This is a genomic window from Chryseobacillus diguaensis, assembly GCF_049220665.1.
Taxonomy (GTDB): Bacteria; Bacillota; Bacilli; order Bacillales; family Bacillaceae; genus Metabacillus_B.
Window position 1 is genome coordinate 129,928 of sequence record NZ_JBMKNV010000006.1, and the last position, 14,773, is coordinate 144,700.

Below are 14,773 nucleotides of genomic sequence, written 5' to 3' on the forward strand. Positions count from 1 at the left end.
GATAGACCTGATACAGAATTCAAAAAAAGCAGCGGAAGCCCGCTGCTTTTTTTGAAACGTCTCAATTAGTTTAAATATTCATTAGGAATTTTCAGCCAGCCTTTTACTCCAGAAGAGGCTTGTACTCTAAGCCAGAAGGAAGACTCATTAACGTAAACATCAAGAACAGTAACCTTGCTGCCTTCTTTCAAGGAAGCTGCAGTGCGGGAAGAATCAGCAGCACTTGATTTGATCATTGAGGCAGCTGGCAAATCAAATGATTCACCAATGGCATCGCGGTAAGCGTGCTGGGTGAACACATAGCCGATCCAGCCTGTTTTAGAGAAATTGGTTCCATAGGCAATTTTCACATTCGGGAATTCGTTGCCCGTATTGTCAAACGCTCCGATAATACGGACCGGAGCCCCATATTTCAGGTAGTCCTTAGCGTCATTAAGCGTTGATGTTGAAGAGACACCCATATTAGGATAAACGATCTTTGTGCTGATATTTGTTTTGATTGATACAGGTTTAATATTATCAAGCCTTAGCCATCCTGTTTCAATACTGCCTGTTAAAAAGTTTGTTACGCGAACCCATTTTTCGCCTTTTTTATTTACAATGGAATCAATGACAAAAGCCGTTTCAAAAGAGGACAGTGTGCTGTTTCCTGAATAGGAATCCTCAGCACCTTTACGAACAGCGGCGCTTGTTCCTGAAGAGGTTACTTCAACCCCATTGATGCCATAGCTTTTTACCTTTGAAGATAGAACCCAGCCTGTAACGTTTTTGGAACGCACACGGTACCAGCTTTCTCCGGCACTGTTTGTGAATGAAGAAAGAACAAGAAGCTCCTCGCTGCTTTTTGCAGAGCCTGCTACAGGATATTTATCGGTAGCACCTTTGTAAATGTTCTCAGTTGAAAGTGTTCTGCCGAAGAAAGGTTCTGAGGCTGCGGATGCCTTTGCATCTGACACAGCGAGCATAAGGACTAAGGTTAAAACAGATAAAAGGATGGTACTGATTTTTCTCAAGGAATTTCCCTCCGTAATACTTCTGTAATATTATTAATAATTTCGTAATCTCGTACTAGCATATCACCAAAGAAAACGGATAAAAAGCTATTTATATCTCCAAAAAGAAAAATAGGAAAATAGATACTGCAGTATAAATGATATAGGTTTTAAGTAGTTGTTAAATGTAATGAAATAGACTTATAAAACTTACAATATATTGTTATTAGAGGGTATGAATAGGAAAATTATCGAAAATTATTTGTAAGAAAGATTAGATTTAAAAAGGAAACATTTGAGTCATTTCGACTCATTGGGGGGGAAGAAAGAGAAGATAAAGCTTTTCTAAAAATAAGAAATGCCCCGGTTTCAAAGCCAGGGCGTATTAAAGGTTTCTGTGTAAATTATCGAAATAGAAAAGAGAGCAGACATAATCGCCTGCTCTCTTTTCTATTTTTATGCTGTTGTAGAAAGCTGTTTCATTGCTTTCTTTTTCGTAAGATAACGTGCGGCATAATAGGAGCCCAGTACATAAATGACAGAAACGGCCTGCGATGCCAGTGATTCTACATTAGGGAAAATACAGAACCATACGCTTGCCCAATCAGGTATATGTACATTTATTTCCGTTGTGCTAATCCAGCCAGCCAGCTGCATTTCCTGGACAGTTTCACCAACCATTACAGCTAAAACAACTACCAGAAGTCCCCCAGTAAATACCAGCATTTTTTTATGAGGCAGCTTCCGCTGTGCCAGGAACGTCAGAACTCCTACAATCAACGTTAATCCAAGCCCAATTAATGCTCCCTGCAAGACAACAAGTGAACCTGCCTTTAACCTTAAGTTTTGAAGAAAAAGAACAACCTCAAATCCTTCCCGGTAAACAGAGGTTAGACCTAATAAGAACAGTGACCAAAAAGCAGTGGTTTGGACGTTCTCCTTTTTGTTTCCTGTCAGCTTCTGCTTTTTTCGATTATGCAGACTGATCCAGCCCGTCCAATAAATTTTATGAAAGAACCAGTTCATAATGATCATGAGAACCACGACAGCCAAAATCCCTGTAGCTGCCTGGATATTAAGCTGCGACGTATTAACAGCTGAAATGATACCAACTACGATAAACCAGGTCAAAATTGTTGCTAAAAAAGATACTCCTGCACCCGCAGAAATCGGCTTCCAATAACTATCCTGTTTTTTGCGTACCAAACCGGAAATGATAGCGGATAAGACTAAAACTGCTTCCAAACCTTCTCTGAAGACAAGAATGGAAGTATTAATGATCGCTGCTCCCGGGGAAATATTCTTCGCTTCCGGATCGGGATTACCTTGAAAATAGATCCCCTGCCAAACGATAACCCCTAGCACAATAAGTATGCCGATGGCGATCAGACTGTTCTTTAGATTTATTATATTTCTGGTCATATGTATCGACTCCAATTATGGTGATAATGATAATCTTTATCAATTGTATCTTGTAAATGTTCCAGCAGTCAAGGTCAAAAAGTTAGAAATTAATACAATGGATGATTCTGGTTCTTTTCTTCAGCCCATTGGGTATAGATAAACAAATACCAAAAAAAGGAGTTTTAATAATGAATAAAAAGGTAGCTGCCTCCTTGCTTCTTGTTCCGGCATTGATCCTAGGCGGCTGTACTTCAAATGATAACAAAACGAGTTCGGGGCAGAATGCAAATTCATCCGAACAAAAGCCTTCGGAAAATAACACTTCAAAGCCCGCTGCCAATCAGCCTGAAGATCAGACTTCTCAATCTGGATCGGAAAACAACCATTCTTCTTCTGGCGCTTCCCAATCCAATCAAAATATGCAGGGATACACCTCTTTAGCAAAACTGAAAAAAGACATTACAGCAAAAATAAAATCTAATATTCCTTACAAAATGCCTTCTTATTTGCCAAAAACGAAGAAATATTATAGTGCTGCCATCGATTATAAACCTGGAGGATACAGTGTAATCATCTTCGAAGCCGATAAACCTCTCCAGCTAAACGATAAGGCATTAAATAAGCTTGGCTCAAGCAGCCGTCTCGTCATCTTAACAGGCACGAAATACGATTCATCCAAAACGGCTGAGCCGAAAATCGGCTACCAAAAAGTATCTCAGCAAAATACAGATTTAGGACACAGCATTAAAGGATTAATGGAAGGAGCAGCAGGTTCCCAGTACTTAACGTGGAATGAAGGCAGATGGTACATGAGCATGGAAGCAAGCACCCAGGATCAGGTAGATTTGCAATCGAACGCTAAAAAGATGGTGACTTACCTGGAGTTCAATTCTCTTCCAATTCCTCATCAGTTTGGAAGAATCCTCGCAGACTTTAAGAAAAAAGCAAATTCAGCTATTTGGCAAAGCAGCGAAGAAGTATATGAAGCGAAGCCGCAGACAGAGGATCCTGTCAGCGCCTTGAAGGTGATTACCTCTATTAAATGACAAAAAAGCCAGGCTAATGCCCTGGCTTTACTTTATTTAATAGAAGAAATCTTAAATTTAGAAAGGTATTGCCTCAGTTTCCCAACATCCTGCCCCGCTTCAGTCAATGCAATATATCCATCAGGACGAATTAAGTAAAGCGAATTTCGTTTCAATCCTGTATCTCCCATTCCTTCAGCCCAAGGAAATTCATGAAGCGAAATGTTAGAATCCGCTGCACATTCCTTCAGTGACTCCTTCGCTTCGCCATATACATGAATTTGCCAGTCCATCGACTGAAGCGGCTCGAAATTATCCCCGTGCTTTGTTTTAGTCCAAGGAAGCCGGTCTCCTCCATGAATTTTGTTTGAGGTCCCTTCACTTATTTCACTGTCCCGGTAATTGATCCGTGTTTGAGAAACAGCATTAAAGGCTGCCTTCCTTGCAGCAGAAGAATGATTGAGCAAAAAGGGCGCAATATGAGGAATGACGACTGTCCGCAGCAGCCGGCTTGTCGGGTCATTGCCAATAATATTTGTGAATGCTTTATCTGTCGAAGAAATGAGTGTTTTTGCAAAAGCAAGTCTCTCTTCTTCATAGGATGGCAGAATCGATTCATCCGCTTTCCCAAGCAGCACCGCTGCAAGCTTCCAGGATAAGTTGACCGCATCGCCAATACCTGTGTTCATCCCCTGACCGCCTGCCGGGCTGTGAATGTGCCCTGCATCGCCCGCAATAAAAACCCGTCCTCTGCTAAAATGCTCGCTTACCCGATGATGCACTTTATAGGTAGAAAACCAGTTGACATGCTTTACTTTTATTCCTGTCCTTTTTTCAATCAACGTCTGAAAATCAGTAAACTGAATAGACTCCCTGCCGCTCAGCTCAGCTGGTATTATACCGACAATCCGCTCCATTCCGGAGCTTCTCACAGGCATGTACAGATAAAATACTTCAGAATCCAAATAGACATTCAGCGTGTTTTGAGAAGCATTGCCTATATCAGCTTCTACGTCAGCTACGAAGAATAACTGCTCGTATGTCCCGCCTGGAAACTTTAAATCAAGTCCCTTCCGAACCGTACTGTGAGCTCCATCACATCCGCACAGGTACGCAAATTCAGAAGTCTCTTCCTTTCCGTTTTTCTTAATAACCGCTTGAATCCGCTCACCATCATCTTTATAGGAAATCAGTTCTGTATTCCACTCAATTTCTACTCCCGCGGCTGCGAGTTTTTCAGTGAGCAGCTTTTCATGATCATCCTGCGGATAGCTGAGTGCAAAAGGGAAAGGGCTCAAACCTTTTCCGAGATCCAAAAAGTTAATTTCAGCCTTTTCATCAATCCCCTTACGATAATGAATCGCATTGATTTTAATCCCTCTATTGACTATTTCCTCCGCAAAGCCCATCTGCTGATAAAATTCAAGTGTACGAGCATGCACGACAAGCGCCCGTGATGCTTCACCCGGCCCTGAGTGTTTTTCAATAATCCGGAATGGCACTCTGTGCCTTGCAAGGCGAAGCGCTAAAACAAGTCCAGTTGGTCCGGCACCGACAATTAATACTTGAGGTTTCATCTCGCATTCTCCTTCATCATAAAGTTTATTTAGAATGGTTTAATCCATTAAATAAAATGCTGATCATCTGTTCCATCTCTTTTTCATTATCCCTGTCATTGTCAGGAAGCAGAACCGTTTTGTTTTCGTATTTTTGATCATTCACTTAACTCCTTCGGGTTATAGTCCTTCTTTTTTATTTGACTTGACGTTCCTATTCCCTGCTTTACTGGATATTTTTGTACAACAATCGTGCGAATTTCATATATCTGACTTTTCAGGTTTATTAACATAATTCTGAAGGAAATAAGGTATTAAACAGGAAATGAAAAACTAACGGAACTAAAACCAGCAAGAAATATTACATGAAGGCGGTGCAGAAAATGACAAAATATCATTACTTTCATATGCTGCTTCTCGTCATGGTCTGGGTTAGTCTATTGTATTCTCTCGTGCATGCAAATCCTCAAGGATTTCAGGTACTTCTTATTGGGACAGCAATTTCACTTCCACTTATGTTTGTGAATGATTTCTTTAAAAGAAGGAATGAAAAGGAACCTGTAAGGTAATTTCATATGGGATATAGGGACAGGCTGAGACCTGTCTTTTTTAAGTTCAAAATTGAATGAATCAATTTTTTAGATCTTGGACCCCCCTATTATAGGTTATAAGATGGAAGGTTTCTGTAAAATAGTTCTTTAAACCCGTTCCCCCCTGTGCCAAAAGGGTAAATGCTGTAAGGAAATGGTATTGATTTACATAAAAGACATTTACGGAGGAGGCCAGGTGATATAATTTGAACTGGAATAAGTAAACGTAAAGGTGTGAGCTTCTTGAAAAGAGCCCTTTTTGGTTTGGCCATTATTTTGTTTATTGGAGTAGGAGGGTTTGTCGTCGTGAATGCCATGAACCAAGGAAAATCCGCTGCAGAACAAAGTAAATTTACACGGGAATTTATTGATGAGAAGAGTAAGACGGAGGATGGATTTTATAAGTTTACTTCGAAGATTGATCAGTATACGATGCTATTCCCCGAAAAATTCCATATTAATAATAGCCCTAGTTCTTATGAGGTTCACAAAAATTATATGGAACTTTGGAATGCAACTACTGATAAGAGTGTTTCCAAAGATTATGTGAATACTTTACAAATTCTATATTACAATGATGAGAAAATTAATGATGAAAAAGCAAAAGAAACACTAAGAGATGTAGCGTATAATCAGCAAATAATAAAGAAAGAATTCTCAGATAAATTAATTTATACAGCAGCAACGAACACAGATTTTGAAATAAATGAAAAAAGAAAAGATCCTCAAAAAAATGGGCCAAATATGATTGCTGCTTTTATAATTGATAAAAATTCAAACCGAACTATAAAAATAGACTATTCAACAGTCTGCTTTGAAGGGAAAAAATGCAGTTACGACTATTCTGATCAAATGAACTTTGTAGAAAAACTTGCTCAAAGTATTAAATTCTCCCAAAAATAAAATTAGGAGATAAGATATGAAAAGTAAACCCTACTTGAATGATAATGTAAGAAACAAACTAATGATATTGGTGCAAAATACAAAATTAGACAGCAAAGAAGGAATTACCGAAAAATCAATAAAGGATGTTATTACAAAAGAACTAAAATTGCATGATTCAGAAATACCTAATTTTAAACTTTACAAAAATACAGAACTAAATATTGGAAAAAAATCCGGTTTTGATGGTGCTGCTATCCATTTCTATGATAAAAAAAATTAATGAAGTTTACTATTTATTTAAAGGAACTGAACCTCAAGATTTTAACGACGTTTGGGCAGATGCTGCTGGAATTGGAGCAGGTTCTTCTTTTGATCAATTAAATGATGCCAAAAAAATGTATAAGAATGTACAAAAAGACATAAAAAATAGAACTATTAATGGTAACATCGAAATAAAAAAATATGGAGATGGATATTCCTTAGGCGGCGGAAATGTGGTTGGCTTGGCTCTTTATACAAAGGGTTTTGATAATATTAGAGGTTTAAATGATGCTCCTATAAATGTTTATCAGATGTATAAGTTTGATCGGAATTTTGCAGGGTTTATCTTTAAGCATACAGGTTTAAATGATATCGAAACTATTTCAGAAAAAAACCTAATCAAATACGCCAAAGAATACTACGGTTCAGAAATCCCAAAAATCAGCCATACCCGTGTAAAAGGTGAACCTCTCCACAACAAAACTTTATGGGCAAGTTATACATTGGACACAAAATCACTGTTTTGGGCGACCCAAACACACCTGATTTTCCCGATGCAGGAACCTACCCCCTAGCGTCAATAGCTGATTATTTTCTGCCTCTTAAGTTAGATGAACTTCGTTATAATTTAGGGGTTTCAGGTCTTTTAAACAGCTTGAAATGGGCAGATCAAAATATGGGGTTATCCGGGGTGGAAAATGCGATTGCCAATACGAAAGAAGCTTTTGGTATCATCACATCAACTGCTGACGGAAAAATTTTGGCTGGGAGTGCAGGACTTATATCAGGAGCCGGTGTATTAGGCATGCTTCTGACCAGTCCTGGATTAGCCTATCAAACAGGTTCCATTTATGGAAGCAAAGGGCAAGTGGGGTTGCACAGTTTGGAGTTATTAGCTGAATTGTATTCACAAGAAGCCTATAACCTGAACACCGTTTATGTAGCCACCGATGTCATTTCAGGAGAAGAAATAAAGCTTAATCCTGCTATGCTCTATTCGTTTTTGGCTCAATGCCAGCTAGGTTTAAGTGATAAAGAAAAGGTTCTTAAAAGTTTGAAACAGTACCTTAATGAGGGAATTCCGGATATTCAGGATGAATACAAAAAGAAACTTCTTCAAAAAATCATTGACAAAGAATCAAATCCTGGTGCTTTTATGGTTGAAGTCGGGAAAGATAAGGGATTCTGGTCATTTATTGGTGAAGAAAGAACGGCAGAAAGTGTGCAATTTGATATGCTATTTGATAAGGTGCCTGCAAGCGTTACTCAGCCAATTGAGGACCTTATCGCAGGCATTGAAAACGAAGTCAAGCATCTCAGAAGCTTATTGACAAAGTATGTAGCTAATGTAGAAAAAATGTTCGAAAAAGATGACGAGCTGGCTTCACTCATCAACGGGATGAAATCCGAATTGCGGGGTGCGTAACAAATGACGGCTGAAAATGGGACTTATATGTTTCCCTTTAAAGATGAAAATTTTCAAAAGGAATGCGCCAATCACGTCAAACATTTGCTGGAGCAAAATAAACAAGCGACAGAAACAGTTTGCCTTGCAAAAGGACACCTTACTGCCCAATCAGGTGCCTTTATTCAATCATTGGATGATTTTCTCACCAAATACGATAAAATCAGCCAGCTAAACTCCATCAACAAATATCCTCTTACCTTCCAGCATGTAAATAACCTCACGAATTTTATTGAAGAAATGCACAAAAGGGACTACCAATTAACTTATTCGACTTCTATTAATACACCTGGTTTAGCATAATGGAACAAATGAAAAAGCTGCATTTTGCAGCTTTTTAACAGAAATTTTTCTATTTAAACACCCTTTAAGGTTCACTGAGCCACTTCCCCAAAATGCGGAGTAAGCGTCCCTTTCAATACGGCTGCACTTTCCGCAAACTTACCCTGTTCTTCATTTCATCATTCAAGATTAGCTCCACAACTTCCCTGATCCCTCTCCTGTTGATGACAGCAGGAACACCAATATACACATCTTCTTCCCCGTACTCCCCGCTTAAATGGGCAGACACCGTTAATACAGCATTTTCATTATGCAAAATGGCTTTTGTTATCCGGACAAGCCCCATTGCAATGCCGTAATATGTGGCTCCTTTGGCTTTAATAATCTGATAGGCCGCATCTCTGACACTCACAAAAAGTTCATCAGGATCCTGAAGGGAATATTGCGTATCACGTTCTATTCTCGTTAAGACCGGCACTCCGCCAGCATAGCTGAACTGTATAAAGGAGGCTCACTGTCGCCATGTTCTCCTATGATGTACGCATGAATGTTTGTAGGCGCAATATCAAAATACTCGCCTAAGAAGTACAGGAAGAATTTAACCTTTACAGACACAGGACTTTCCAGGTTTTGTTTTTCAATTTGACTTTTATGGAGAATGAAAAATGATACAAAAAGAAATTACAGTTTTCAAATGTAACTCAACTTCATCTAAGCTGGAATATCCAAAACCCAAAAAAATAAGATATGTAATGAATTAGTCTATACTTCTAAAATTCCGCTACATACGATAAAAAAGACTAGACGTTTATAGGAAAGGAGGGCAAATTCTTTTATGCCATCTAAAAAACGGAAAGAACAGGTACTCAACGTTGACAAATTAATTGTAAAAGCCAATCAGGTTATTTTTGCAGATGAACAAAAACAGGAGCGTGACCCTGAACAAAAACAGGAGCGTGACCCTTGGGGATTTCCAATTCGAAGACAACTCCCAATTGAAGCAAATGATGAGAAGCTGATTGGTGAAGTAAAAGAAGAAAATAAGGATACAAACATTAAAACTGAAAAAAGAGATGCAAATATTAATATAGAAGAGAATGCCAGGAGACGTCAGTTTAATCCTTGGGGATTTCCCATAAGAAGAGAACTGCCGGAAAAAGAAAATGATCAAAAAATGACTGAAGAAATACCAAAAGAAAATGTGGTTAAGAAGTAAATCGAAACTAAAATTTTTTAGAGTTGCTGTAGAGCAGCTCTTTTTCATTGAACAATGGGTTTACATATCATTATGATGATTTATCCAATTTAACTCCCTCAGTTTAATTCGATTTTTCATTATTATTATCCCCATTAACATTGTTGTTGTCTTTATCATTACCCTCTCTGAAGTAAAACGGTATTCCGAAGATCTTCGCTCGCAAACCCATGAGTTTACCAATAAACTATACGTGCTTTATGGTCTCTTGCAGCTTGGGGAATATCAACAGGCCATTGAGATGGTCAAAAGCGAAACGCAGATCCTCCATGTTCAGAATTCCGTTGTCTTTAACCAAATAAGAGATACGAAAGTACAGGCGATCGGATTCGGCAAAGAGATCGGAACGATGGCGCTTGAGGGCATAAAAAGTGTAGCGCCTACAGGGATCATGATCCTGTTTGCCATTCTTTTCTTTGGCATTATGATTGATGCCGGTGTATTTGATCCCATTATCTCAAGCATTTTAAAAGTTGCAAAAGGAGATCCTGTAAAGATCGCCATCGGTACCGCAGTGCTCGCTCTATTGATTTCTTTAGACGGCGACGGTACAACAACGTACATGATTACCATCTCAGCCATGCTCCCTTTGTACAAAAGAATCGGGATGAGGCCGCTCATCCTGGCAGGAATCGCTGTTTCCGCTTCAGGGGTCATGAACCTCCTGCCTTGGGGCGGACCTACAGCCAGAGCCATGACCGCCTTAAAACTGGAAATGTCTGATATCTTTACTCCCGTCATCCCATCCATGATCGGAGGAGTCATATTTGTCCTGTTCATGTCCTATGTTCTGGGAAAAAAAGAGCGCAAACGCATCGGTATAGCGGAAATTGATTACAGCACGATGGCCATGCAGGCGGCTGCCATTGATGCTGACGCGGTCAGCTTAAAGCGTCCAAAACTGATCTTGGTGAACTATCTGTTGACCATCCTGCTTCTTGTTGCCTTGATCAAAGAACTTTTGCCGACAACAGTATTATTTATGGTAGGCTTTGCAATCGCGATTACAATGAACTATCCTAAACTCCGTGACCAAAAAGAACGACTTGCGAACTATGCTGATAATGCTTTATCTGTTGTCACGATGGTATTTGCTGCAGGTATTTTCACAGGTATCCTTTCCGGTACAAAAATGGTGGATGCGATGGCAAACTCCATGATTACTCACATACCTGATGGACTAGGCTCCCATTTTGCGCTTATTACAGCCATAATCTCTGCACCTTTTACCTTTTTCATGTCCAATGATGCCTTTTATTACGGGATGCTTCCACTGCTCGCTAAAGCCGCTGCCGGATACGGCATTGATCCAGCCATGATCGGACGTGCTTCCCTTTTAGGATTGCCGGTCCATCTATTAAGCCCTTTGGTACCATCTACTTATCTATTAGTCGGAATGGTGGGCGAAGACTTCGGAGACCTTCAGAGAGGCTTTCTGAAATGGGCCTGTGGTGCAACGGGTGTAATGATACTCGTAGCTCTCGGTTTATCCGTTATCCCGTTTTAAGTACAAAAGATAGGAACAGGCCTGATGCCTCTCCTATCTTTTTTTGTGTGGTGATCCATGAAAAAGGCAGCCAAAACGGCTGCCTCCCTCTTATATTCGGTTATTTTACCCCATTGGCGTGGAGAAACTTTAGGTGAAGAAGGAAACAAGGATGAAGAAACTGTACTTTAATAAGGAAAGGGGCTGTCCAATAAGCCCCTTTTATTTCAATTATTTTTCCCTTTGTCTTCCGAATCGTAAAACAGGTCAATACCATTTCAATCATCTCAGAATTTGGATTGATAATTAAAATACTTCTGAATATCTTTTGAAATTGTCCATAATCGCTTGCCAGCCCGCCTGCTGCATTTCAATGGAATGGGTGCTTTCAGCATCAAAAATTTCAACGACCTTCGTTTCATTTCCTTGATTGACGAAGGTGATATCCACTTTTCTCCCATCTCCCAGTGTGTATGAAATTTGCTCATGCTGCTTCACTACATCATATACCCCGCCGAAATCAAAGCCCATGCTGCCGTCTTTCGCTTCCATCCTTGTAAGAAACTTGCCGCCAACCCGCAAATCATTTTCCACTCTTGGCGAGTGCCATGTCTCTGAAGCCTGATTCCACTTCGCGATGTGTTCCGGTTCAGACCAATACCTCCATACTTTTTCTACTGGCGCTTGAATGACTGCCTGGACGGTTACTCTCGTTTTTTGATTACTTGTTTCCATTTTGAAGCACCTCACTCAATTATTGTTTTTGATTCTCATTTATTTAGACGAAATCCGATTGCAATATTCATCGGTCTAATTGTTCAGGAAGTCCAAATCGGGAAAATAATTTTGTGTTGATAAAATTTTGGATGTGGAATATCTTCTTGTCTTTCATTACAATGACGTGAATTCCCCAGGGAACCAAGCAGGTTTTGTCGCTGCTCGGCACATATTGCGCAAAAGCAGGGTAACCGCCATTCACCGTAGTCGGCAAAAACCGGGACCCGTCACAATGCCAGCGTGTAAGCGAAAAAAACTTGAACAAATCGTCCTTGCCGCATACCCACATAGGAAAAGGCGGCATAGACATATGGCCTTCTTCATGAAACAAGGCTACAAGTGCATGGATATCAAATCGTTCAAAAGCTTCCACATACCGTGAGAGCAGTTCTTGATCAGGCTCGACATCCATCAAGCTGTATTCTTCGGAACGGAGTTTCGCTCGATCCATCGTTTCTGTGGCTCTTTGCAAGGCGCTGTTAACTGCTGCTGGTGACAATCCTAACGTTTCTGCAATCTGTTTGGAGGACCACTCAAATACGTCCTTCAATATGAGAACTGCACGTTGACGTAGAGGCAAGATTTGCAAGAGTGTAATAAAACAGAGTTGAAGGGTATCTTTTCGAATGAGTATTTCTTCCGGATTTTCCGAAAATGCGGGCGCAGGCCAGATCCAGGATGAGTCAGGCAACGTTTCGCTGGGTGCGATAATTGATGCCTCGGGGTCGGAAAAGTCAACGGGACGAGTGCGGCGTTTAGCTTGTCTTAGCTTGTCCAGGCATATATTTGAAGCAATCCGATAGACCCATGTTTTGTAAGAGGATTCCTGTCTGAATGAGTTCCAACTTTGCCAAACACGAATAAAGGTTTCCTGAACGGCATCGTCTGCGTCTTCGATCGATCCTAGCATTCTATAACAGAACGATGTTAACTCCGGCTTCAATCGGTCAAATAACTGAAGTTCTAGAGCATGCTCCAGTGCAGTTTCGTTCATTTGGGCCTCCTTCTAACTTTTCCACACACCACCAGATGTAAAATGATAGATTAAGAGAAGAGATTCCACATTTTTCTGAAATATCCTTCATCAAATGATAATTTTCAACAGTGAAGAAGAGGCTAACCTTTGGTTTAAGCAAAACAACACAATGGTTGTGGACATTCAGTTTACCAATGATGCATCAAATACAAAGATATTAGTCGTCTATAAAATTTAATTATTTAATACGGAGTGGGGCACATAACATAATGAACCGATCTTTGGTATGAACGGTCATTAGGAGTCATACAAAAATAATTAGCAAGAGGGGCATTTGTATGAATTGGTACATTTGGGTAGCTGTTATTTTCGTCATATTGTTTGGTTTTTATCTAACTAAACGAAAAAAATAAGGTTCTGTCCTTTCTTCACTTACCAGATTTTAATTGTTAGTATTGTGACCCGTTCGAACGCGATCCCCCAAGGGATCAGCACCGGATTAGAATAGCCGGCTCGATGCCGACTATTCCACTAGAAAGCCCCTACAGTCGCGGCTGAAGCGCAGCAGACTTGTAGGTGCTTTTCAATTCAGGGCGAAGCTGCTGAATTGGTCGGCTTATGGGGGCTCGATGCCCCCAATAAGGCTAATACCCAATAACGTAAGGAAAAAGAGAAGGGGTTAACCCTAACAGGTTCCGTTTCCTATCGCAAAAGCTTCAATTAATTACAAAAATGTAATCAAATTTATACGACTATTTGTACCACATTTTGTACTCTATTTTGTAAATTAAATAAAGCTCCGTTCTCATTGAACAAGATCCATTGCTTTTTATTTATTTCCAAAAGCTTTATAACACAATAATATTAAAGTGGTGGATTGCCCATTCCTAAAGGAATCCAATCCTCTTTCGGTGGTCCGTATACCCCGAATGGTTTTAATCCTGCTTGTCTAATAAGAATTGTAGCTTGTCCACGATGATGAACAATATGTTTAATTAAGCCCATCAGAATTGAAGCATTTGTTTCTTCTCTTCCGAACGCAATTTGAATTTGTTTCAAAGAGCCATCTGTCCATTGTTGTTCAATAGCCTCGGCTGCTTGAGCACTTACCTTTTTGAAAGTTTCAGCGATTTCTTTTGCTGTTGTCGGAACATTTTCAGCATTTTCAACCTTATCCATTTTAACAACAAATTTGTTTAAATAATTTGGAACATTTGTGGTGAAATGCCACAAAATTCTACCCAAAGTACGTCCTTCAGGATAAACTTGTTGTTTTAATGAATCATCTGTCAAGCCATCTAAAACTTTTTGAGTAAGTATGGCTTCTTTATTCCATTCTTTGATAAAATCGGAAATTGTTACATACATAAATAATCCTCCATTTTCAATTATTTTACAATATATTACTCAAAATTCATTATAAAACATTTGTTCTCATATTCCAATATTCCTTCTTAATCAAAATTGTACCGTTATTTTGTAAATAAAAATGTATACGTACTTGTATAGGTACACTATCCATTGTACCCTGACAATTTGATATACATTTTCCTATGAAAATTTCAGTGCAAATTATATAGAAATGGCTCTATATCAATAAAAAATGACTATCAAATTAATATACATTTTGATAGTCATTTTCCTTACATTTTTAATGTTTGCGATAGATAACGGAACCCGTTAATTTTTATATCGCCTTTTTTTTACTAAAGAATTGGTTTTTCATTCAAGTAATTAATAGCCCTTCACCGATTAGTTGATCTACAAATAGAAAGACTCTACGCATTTTTCTTGATGAAAGAAATGATGAATTTTCGGT

General features: G+C 39.3%; 13 protein-coding genes and 2 pseudogenes. 8 read left to right on the forward strand and 7 right to left on the reverse strand.

Features of this window, described 5'->3' with window-relative positions:
• Positions 1-65: 65 nt before the first annotated feature.
• Both ACOT8F_RS11800 and ACOT8F_RS11805 read right to left on the reverse strand, forming a co-directional pair.
• Positions 66-1,013 (reverse strand): GW dipeptide domain-containing protein, encoded by a 948-nt coding sequence (locus tag ACOT8F_RS11800; RefSeq protein WP_421652112.1) that lies wholly within the window; start codon positions 1,011-1,013, stop codon positions 66-68.
• A 435-nt stretch (positions 1,014-1,448) separates the two neighbouring features.
• Positions 1,449-2,414 (reverse strand): FTR1 family iron permease, encoded by a 966-nt coding sequence (locus ACOT8F_RS11805; protein ID WP_421652113.1) that lies wholly within the window; start codon positions 2,412-2,414, stop codon positions 1,449-1,451.
• A 170-nt stretch (positions 2,415-2,584) separates the two neighbouring features.
• On the opposite strand from ACOT8F_RS11805, the gene ACOT8F_RS11810 reads away from it, so the two are divergent.
• Positions 2,585-3,442 (forward strand): hypothetical protein, encoded by an 858-nt coding sequence (locus ACOT8F_RS11810; protein ID WP_421652114.1) that lies wholly within the window; start codon positions 2,585-2,587, stop codon positions 3,440-3,442.
• A gap of 32 nt (positions 3,443-3,474) precedes the next feature.
• Here the strand turns inward: ACOT8F_RS11810 and ACOT8F_RS11815 are convergent, their stop codons facing one another.
• Positions 3,475-4,998, reverse strand: a complete 1,524-nt coding sequence (locus tag ACOT8F_RS11815) for an FAD-dependent monooxygenase (RefSeq protein ID WP_421652115.1) — start codon at positions 4,996-4,998, stop codon at positions 3,475-3,477.
• A gap of 362 nt (positions 4,999-5,360) precedes the next feature.
• Between ACOT8F_RS11815 and ACOT8F_RS11820 the strand changes: the two genes are divergently transcribed.
• The 5 genes and pseudogenes from ACOT8F_RS11820 (at position 5,361) to ACOT8F_RS11840 (ending at position 8,481) form a co-directional block, all read left to right on the forward strand.
• Entirely contained in the window at positions 5,361-5,546 is a 186-nt protein-coding gene (locus ACOT8F_RS11820; protein ID WP_421652116.1) for a hypothetical protein, read from the forward strand.
• A 264-nt stretch (positions 5,547-5,810) separates the two neighbouring features.
• The gene (locus tag ACOT8F_RS11825) at positions 5,811-6,470 is read left to right on the forward strand and encodes a hypothetical protein (protein ID WP_421652117.1); all 660 of its coding nucleotides are present in this window, start codon (positions 5,811-5,813) and stop codon (positions 6,468-6,470) included.
• A gap of 61 nt (positions 6,471-6,531) precedes the next feature.
• Positions 6,532-7,288 (forward strand): annotated as a pseudogene (locus tag ACOT8F_RS11830) (DUF6792 domain-containing protein).
• 101 nt (positions 7,289-7,389) lie between these two features.
• Positions 7,390-8,139: a hypothetical protein gene (locus ACOT8F_RS11835; RefSeq protein ID WP_421652118.1), complete on the forward strand. Its 750-nt coding sequence runs from the start codon at positions 7,390-7,392 to the stop codon at positions 8,137-8,139.
• Positions 8,140-8,142: 3 nt separating this feature from the next.
• Complete coding sequence (locus ACOT8F_RS11840; protein WP_421652119.1) at positions 8,143-8,481, forward strand: hypothetical protein; 339 nt, start codon at positions 8,143-8,145, stop codon at positions 8,479-8,481.
• A gap of 71 nt (positions 8,482-8,552) precedes the next feature.
• On the opposite strand, the pseudogene ACOT8F_RS11845 reads toward ACOT8F_RS11840, so the two are convergent.
• A pseudogene (locus ACOT8F_RS11845) lies at positions 8,553-9,054 on the reverse strand (L-lactate dehydrogenase); the annotation flags it as partial.
• A gap of 241 nt (positions 9,055-9,295) precedes the next feature.
• Between ACOT8F_RS11845 and ACOT8F_RS11850 the strand changes: the two are divergent.
• Together ACOT8F_RS11850 and ACOT8F_RS11855 are read left to right on the forward strand one after the other, a co-directional pair.
• Positions 9,296-9,676, forward strand: a complete 381-nt coding sequence (locus ACOT8F_RS11850) for a hypothetical protein (RefSeq protein WP_421652120.1) — start codon at positions 9,296-9,298, stop codon at positions 9,674-9,676.
• Positions 9,677-9,833: 157 nt separating this feature from the next.
• Positions 9,834-11,222, forward strand: coding sequence for a CitMHS family transporter (locus ACOT8F_RS11855; RefSeq protein WP_421652189.1), 1,389 nt, complete (start codon positions 9,834-9,836; stop codon positions 11,220-11,222).
• A 285-nt stretch (positions 11,223-11,507) separates the two neighbouring features.
• Here the strand turns inward: ACOT8F_RS11855 and ACOT8F_RS11860 are convergent, their stop codons facing one another.
• From ACOT8F_RS11860 to ACOT8F_RS11870, 3 genes are all read right to left on the reverse strand, one after another.
• A complete protein-coding gene (locus tag ACOT8F_RS11860; protein WP_421652121.1) occupies positions 11,508-11,936 on the reverse strand; it encodes an SRPBCC family protein in 429 nt (142 codons plus the stop codon).
• A gap of 67 nt (positions 11,937-12,003) precedes the next feature.
• A complete protein-coding gene (locus tag ACOT8F_RS11865) occupies positions 12,004-12,972 on the reverse strand; it encodes a sigma-70 family RNA polymerase sigma factor (RefSeq protein ID WP_421652122.1) in 969 nt (322 codons plus the stop codon).
• Between the two features lie 846 nt (positions 12,973-13,818).
• Positions 13,819-14,322 carry a DinB family protein gene (locus ACOT8F_RS11870; RefSeq protein WP_421652123.1) on the reverse strand — a complete coding sequence of 168 codons (504 nt, stop codon included), beginning with the start codon at positions 14,320-14,322 and terminating at the stop codon, positions 13,819-13,821.
• Positions 14,323-14,773 lie beyond the last annotated feature (451 nt).

Coding starts and splice junctions, on each gene's coding strand:
- ACOT8F_RS11805 (WP_421652113.1), bottom strand. CDS start 2,414: ATGACCAGAAATATAATAAATCTAAAGAACAGTCTGATCGCCATCGGC.
- ACOT8F_RS11810 (WP_421652114.1), top strand. CDS start 2,585: ATGAATAAAAAGGTAGCTGCCTCCTTGCTTCTTGTTCCGGCATTGATC.
- ACOT8F_RS11815 (WP_421652115.1), bottom strand. CDS start 4,998: ATGAAACCTCAAGTATTAATTGTCGGTGCCGGACCAACTGGACTTGTT.
- ACOT8F_RS11820 (WP_421652116.1), top strand. CDS start 5,361: ATGACAAAATATCATTACTTTCATATGCTGCTTCTCGTCATGGTCTGG.
- ACOT8F_RS11835 (WP_421652118.1), top strand. CDS start 7,390: ATGGGGTTATCCGGGGTGGAAAATGCGATTGCCAATACGAAAGAAGCT.
- ACOT8F_RS11840 (WP_421652119.1), top strand. CDS start 8,143: ATGACGGCTGAAAATGGGACTTATATGTTTCCCTTTAAAGATGAAAAT.
- ACOT8F_RS11850 (WP_421652120.1), top strand. CDS start 9,296: ATGCCATCTAAAAAACGGAAAGAACAGGTACTCAACGTTGACAAATTA.
- ACOT8F_RS11860 (WP_421652121.1), bottom strand. CDS start 11,936: ATGGAAACAAGTAATCAAAAAACGAGAGTAACCGTCCAGGCAGTCATT.
- ACOT8F_RS11865 (WP_421652122.1), bottom strand. CDS start 12,972: ATGAACGAAACTGCACTGGAGCATGCTCTAGAACTTCAGTTATTTGAC.
- ACOT8F_RS11870 (WP_421652123.1), bottom strand. CDS start 14,322: ATGTATGTAACAATTTCCGATTTTATCAAAGAATGGAATAAAGAAGCC.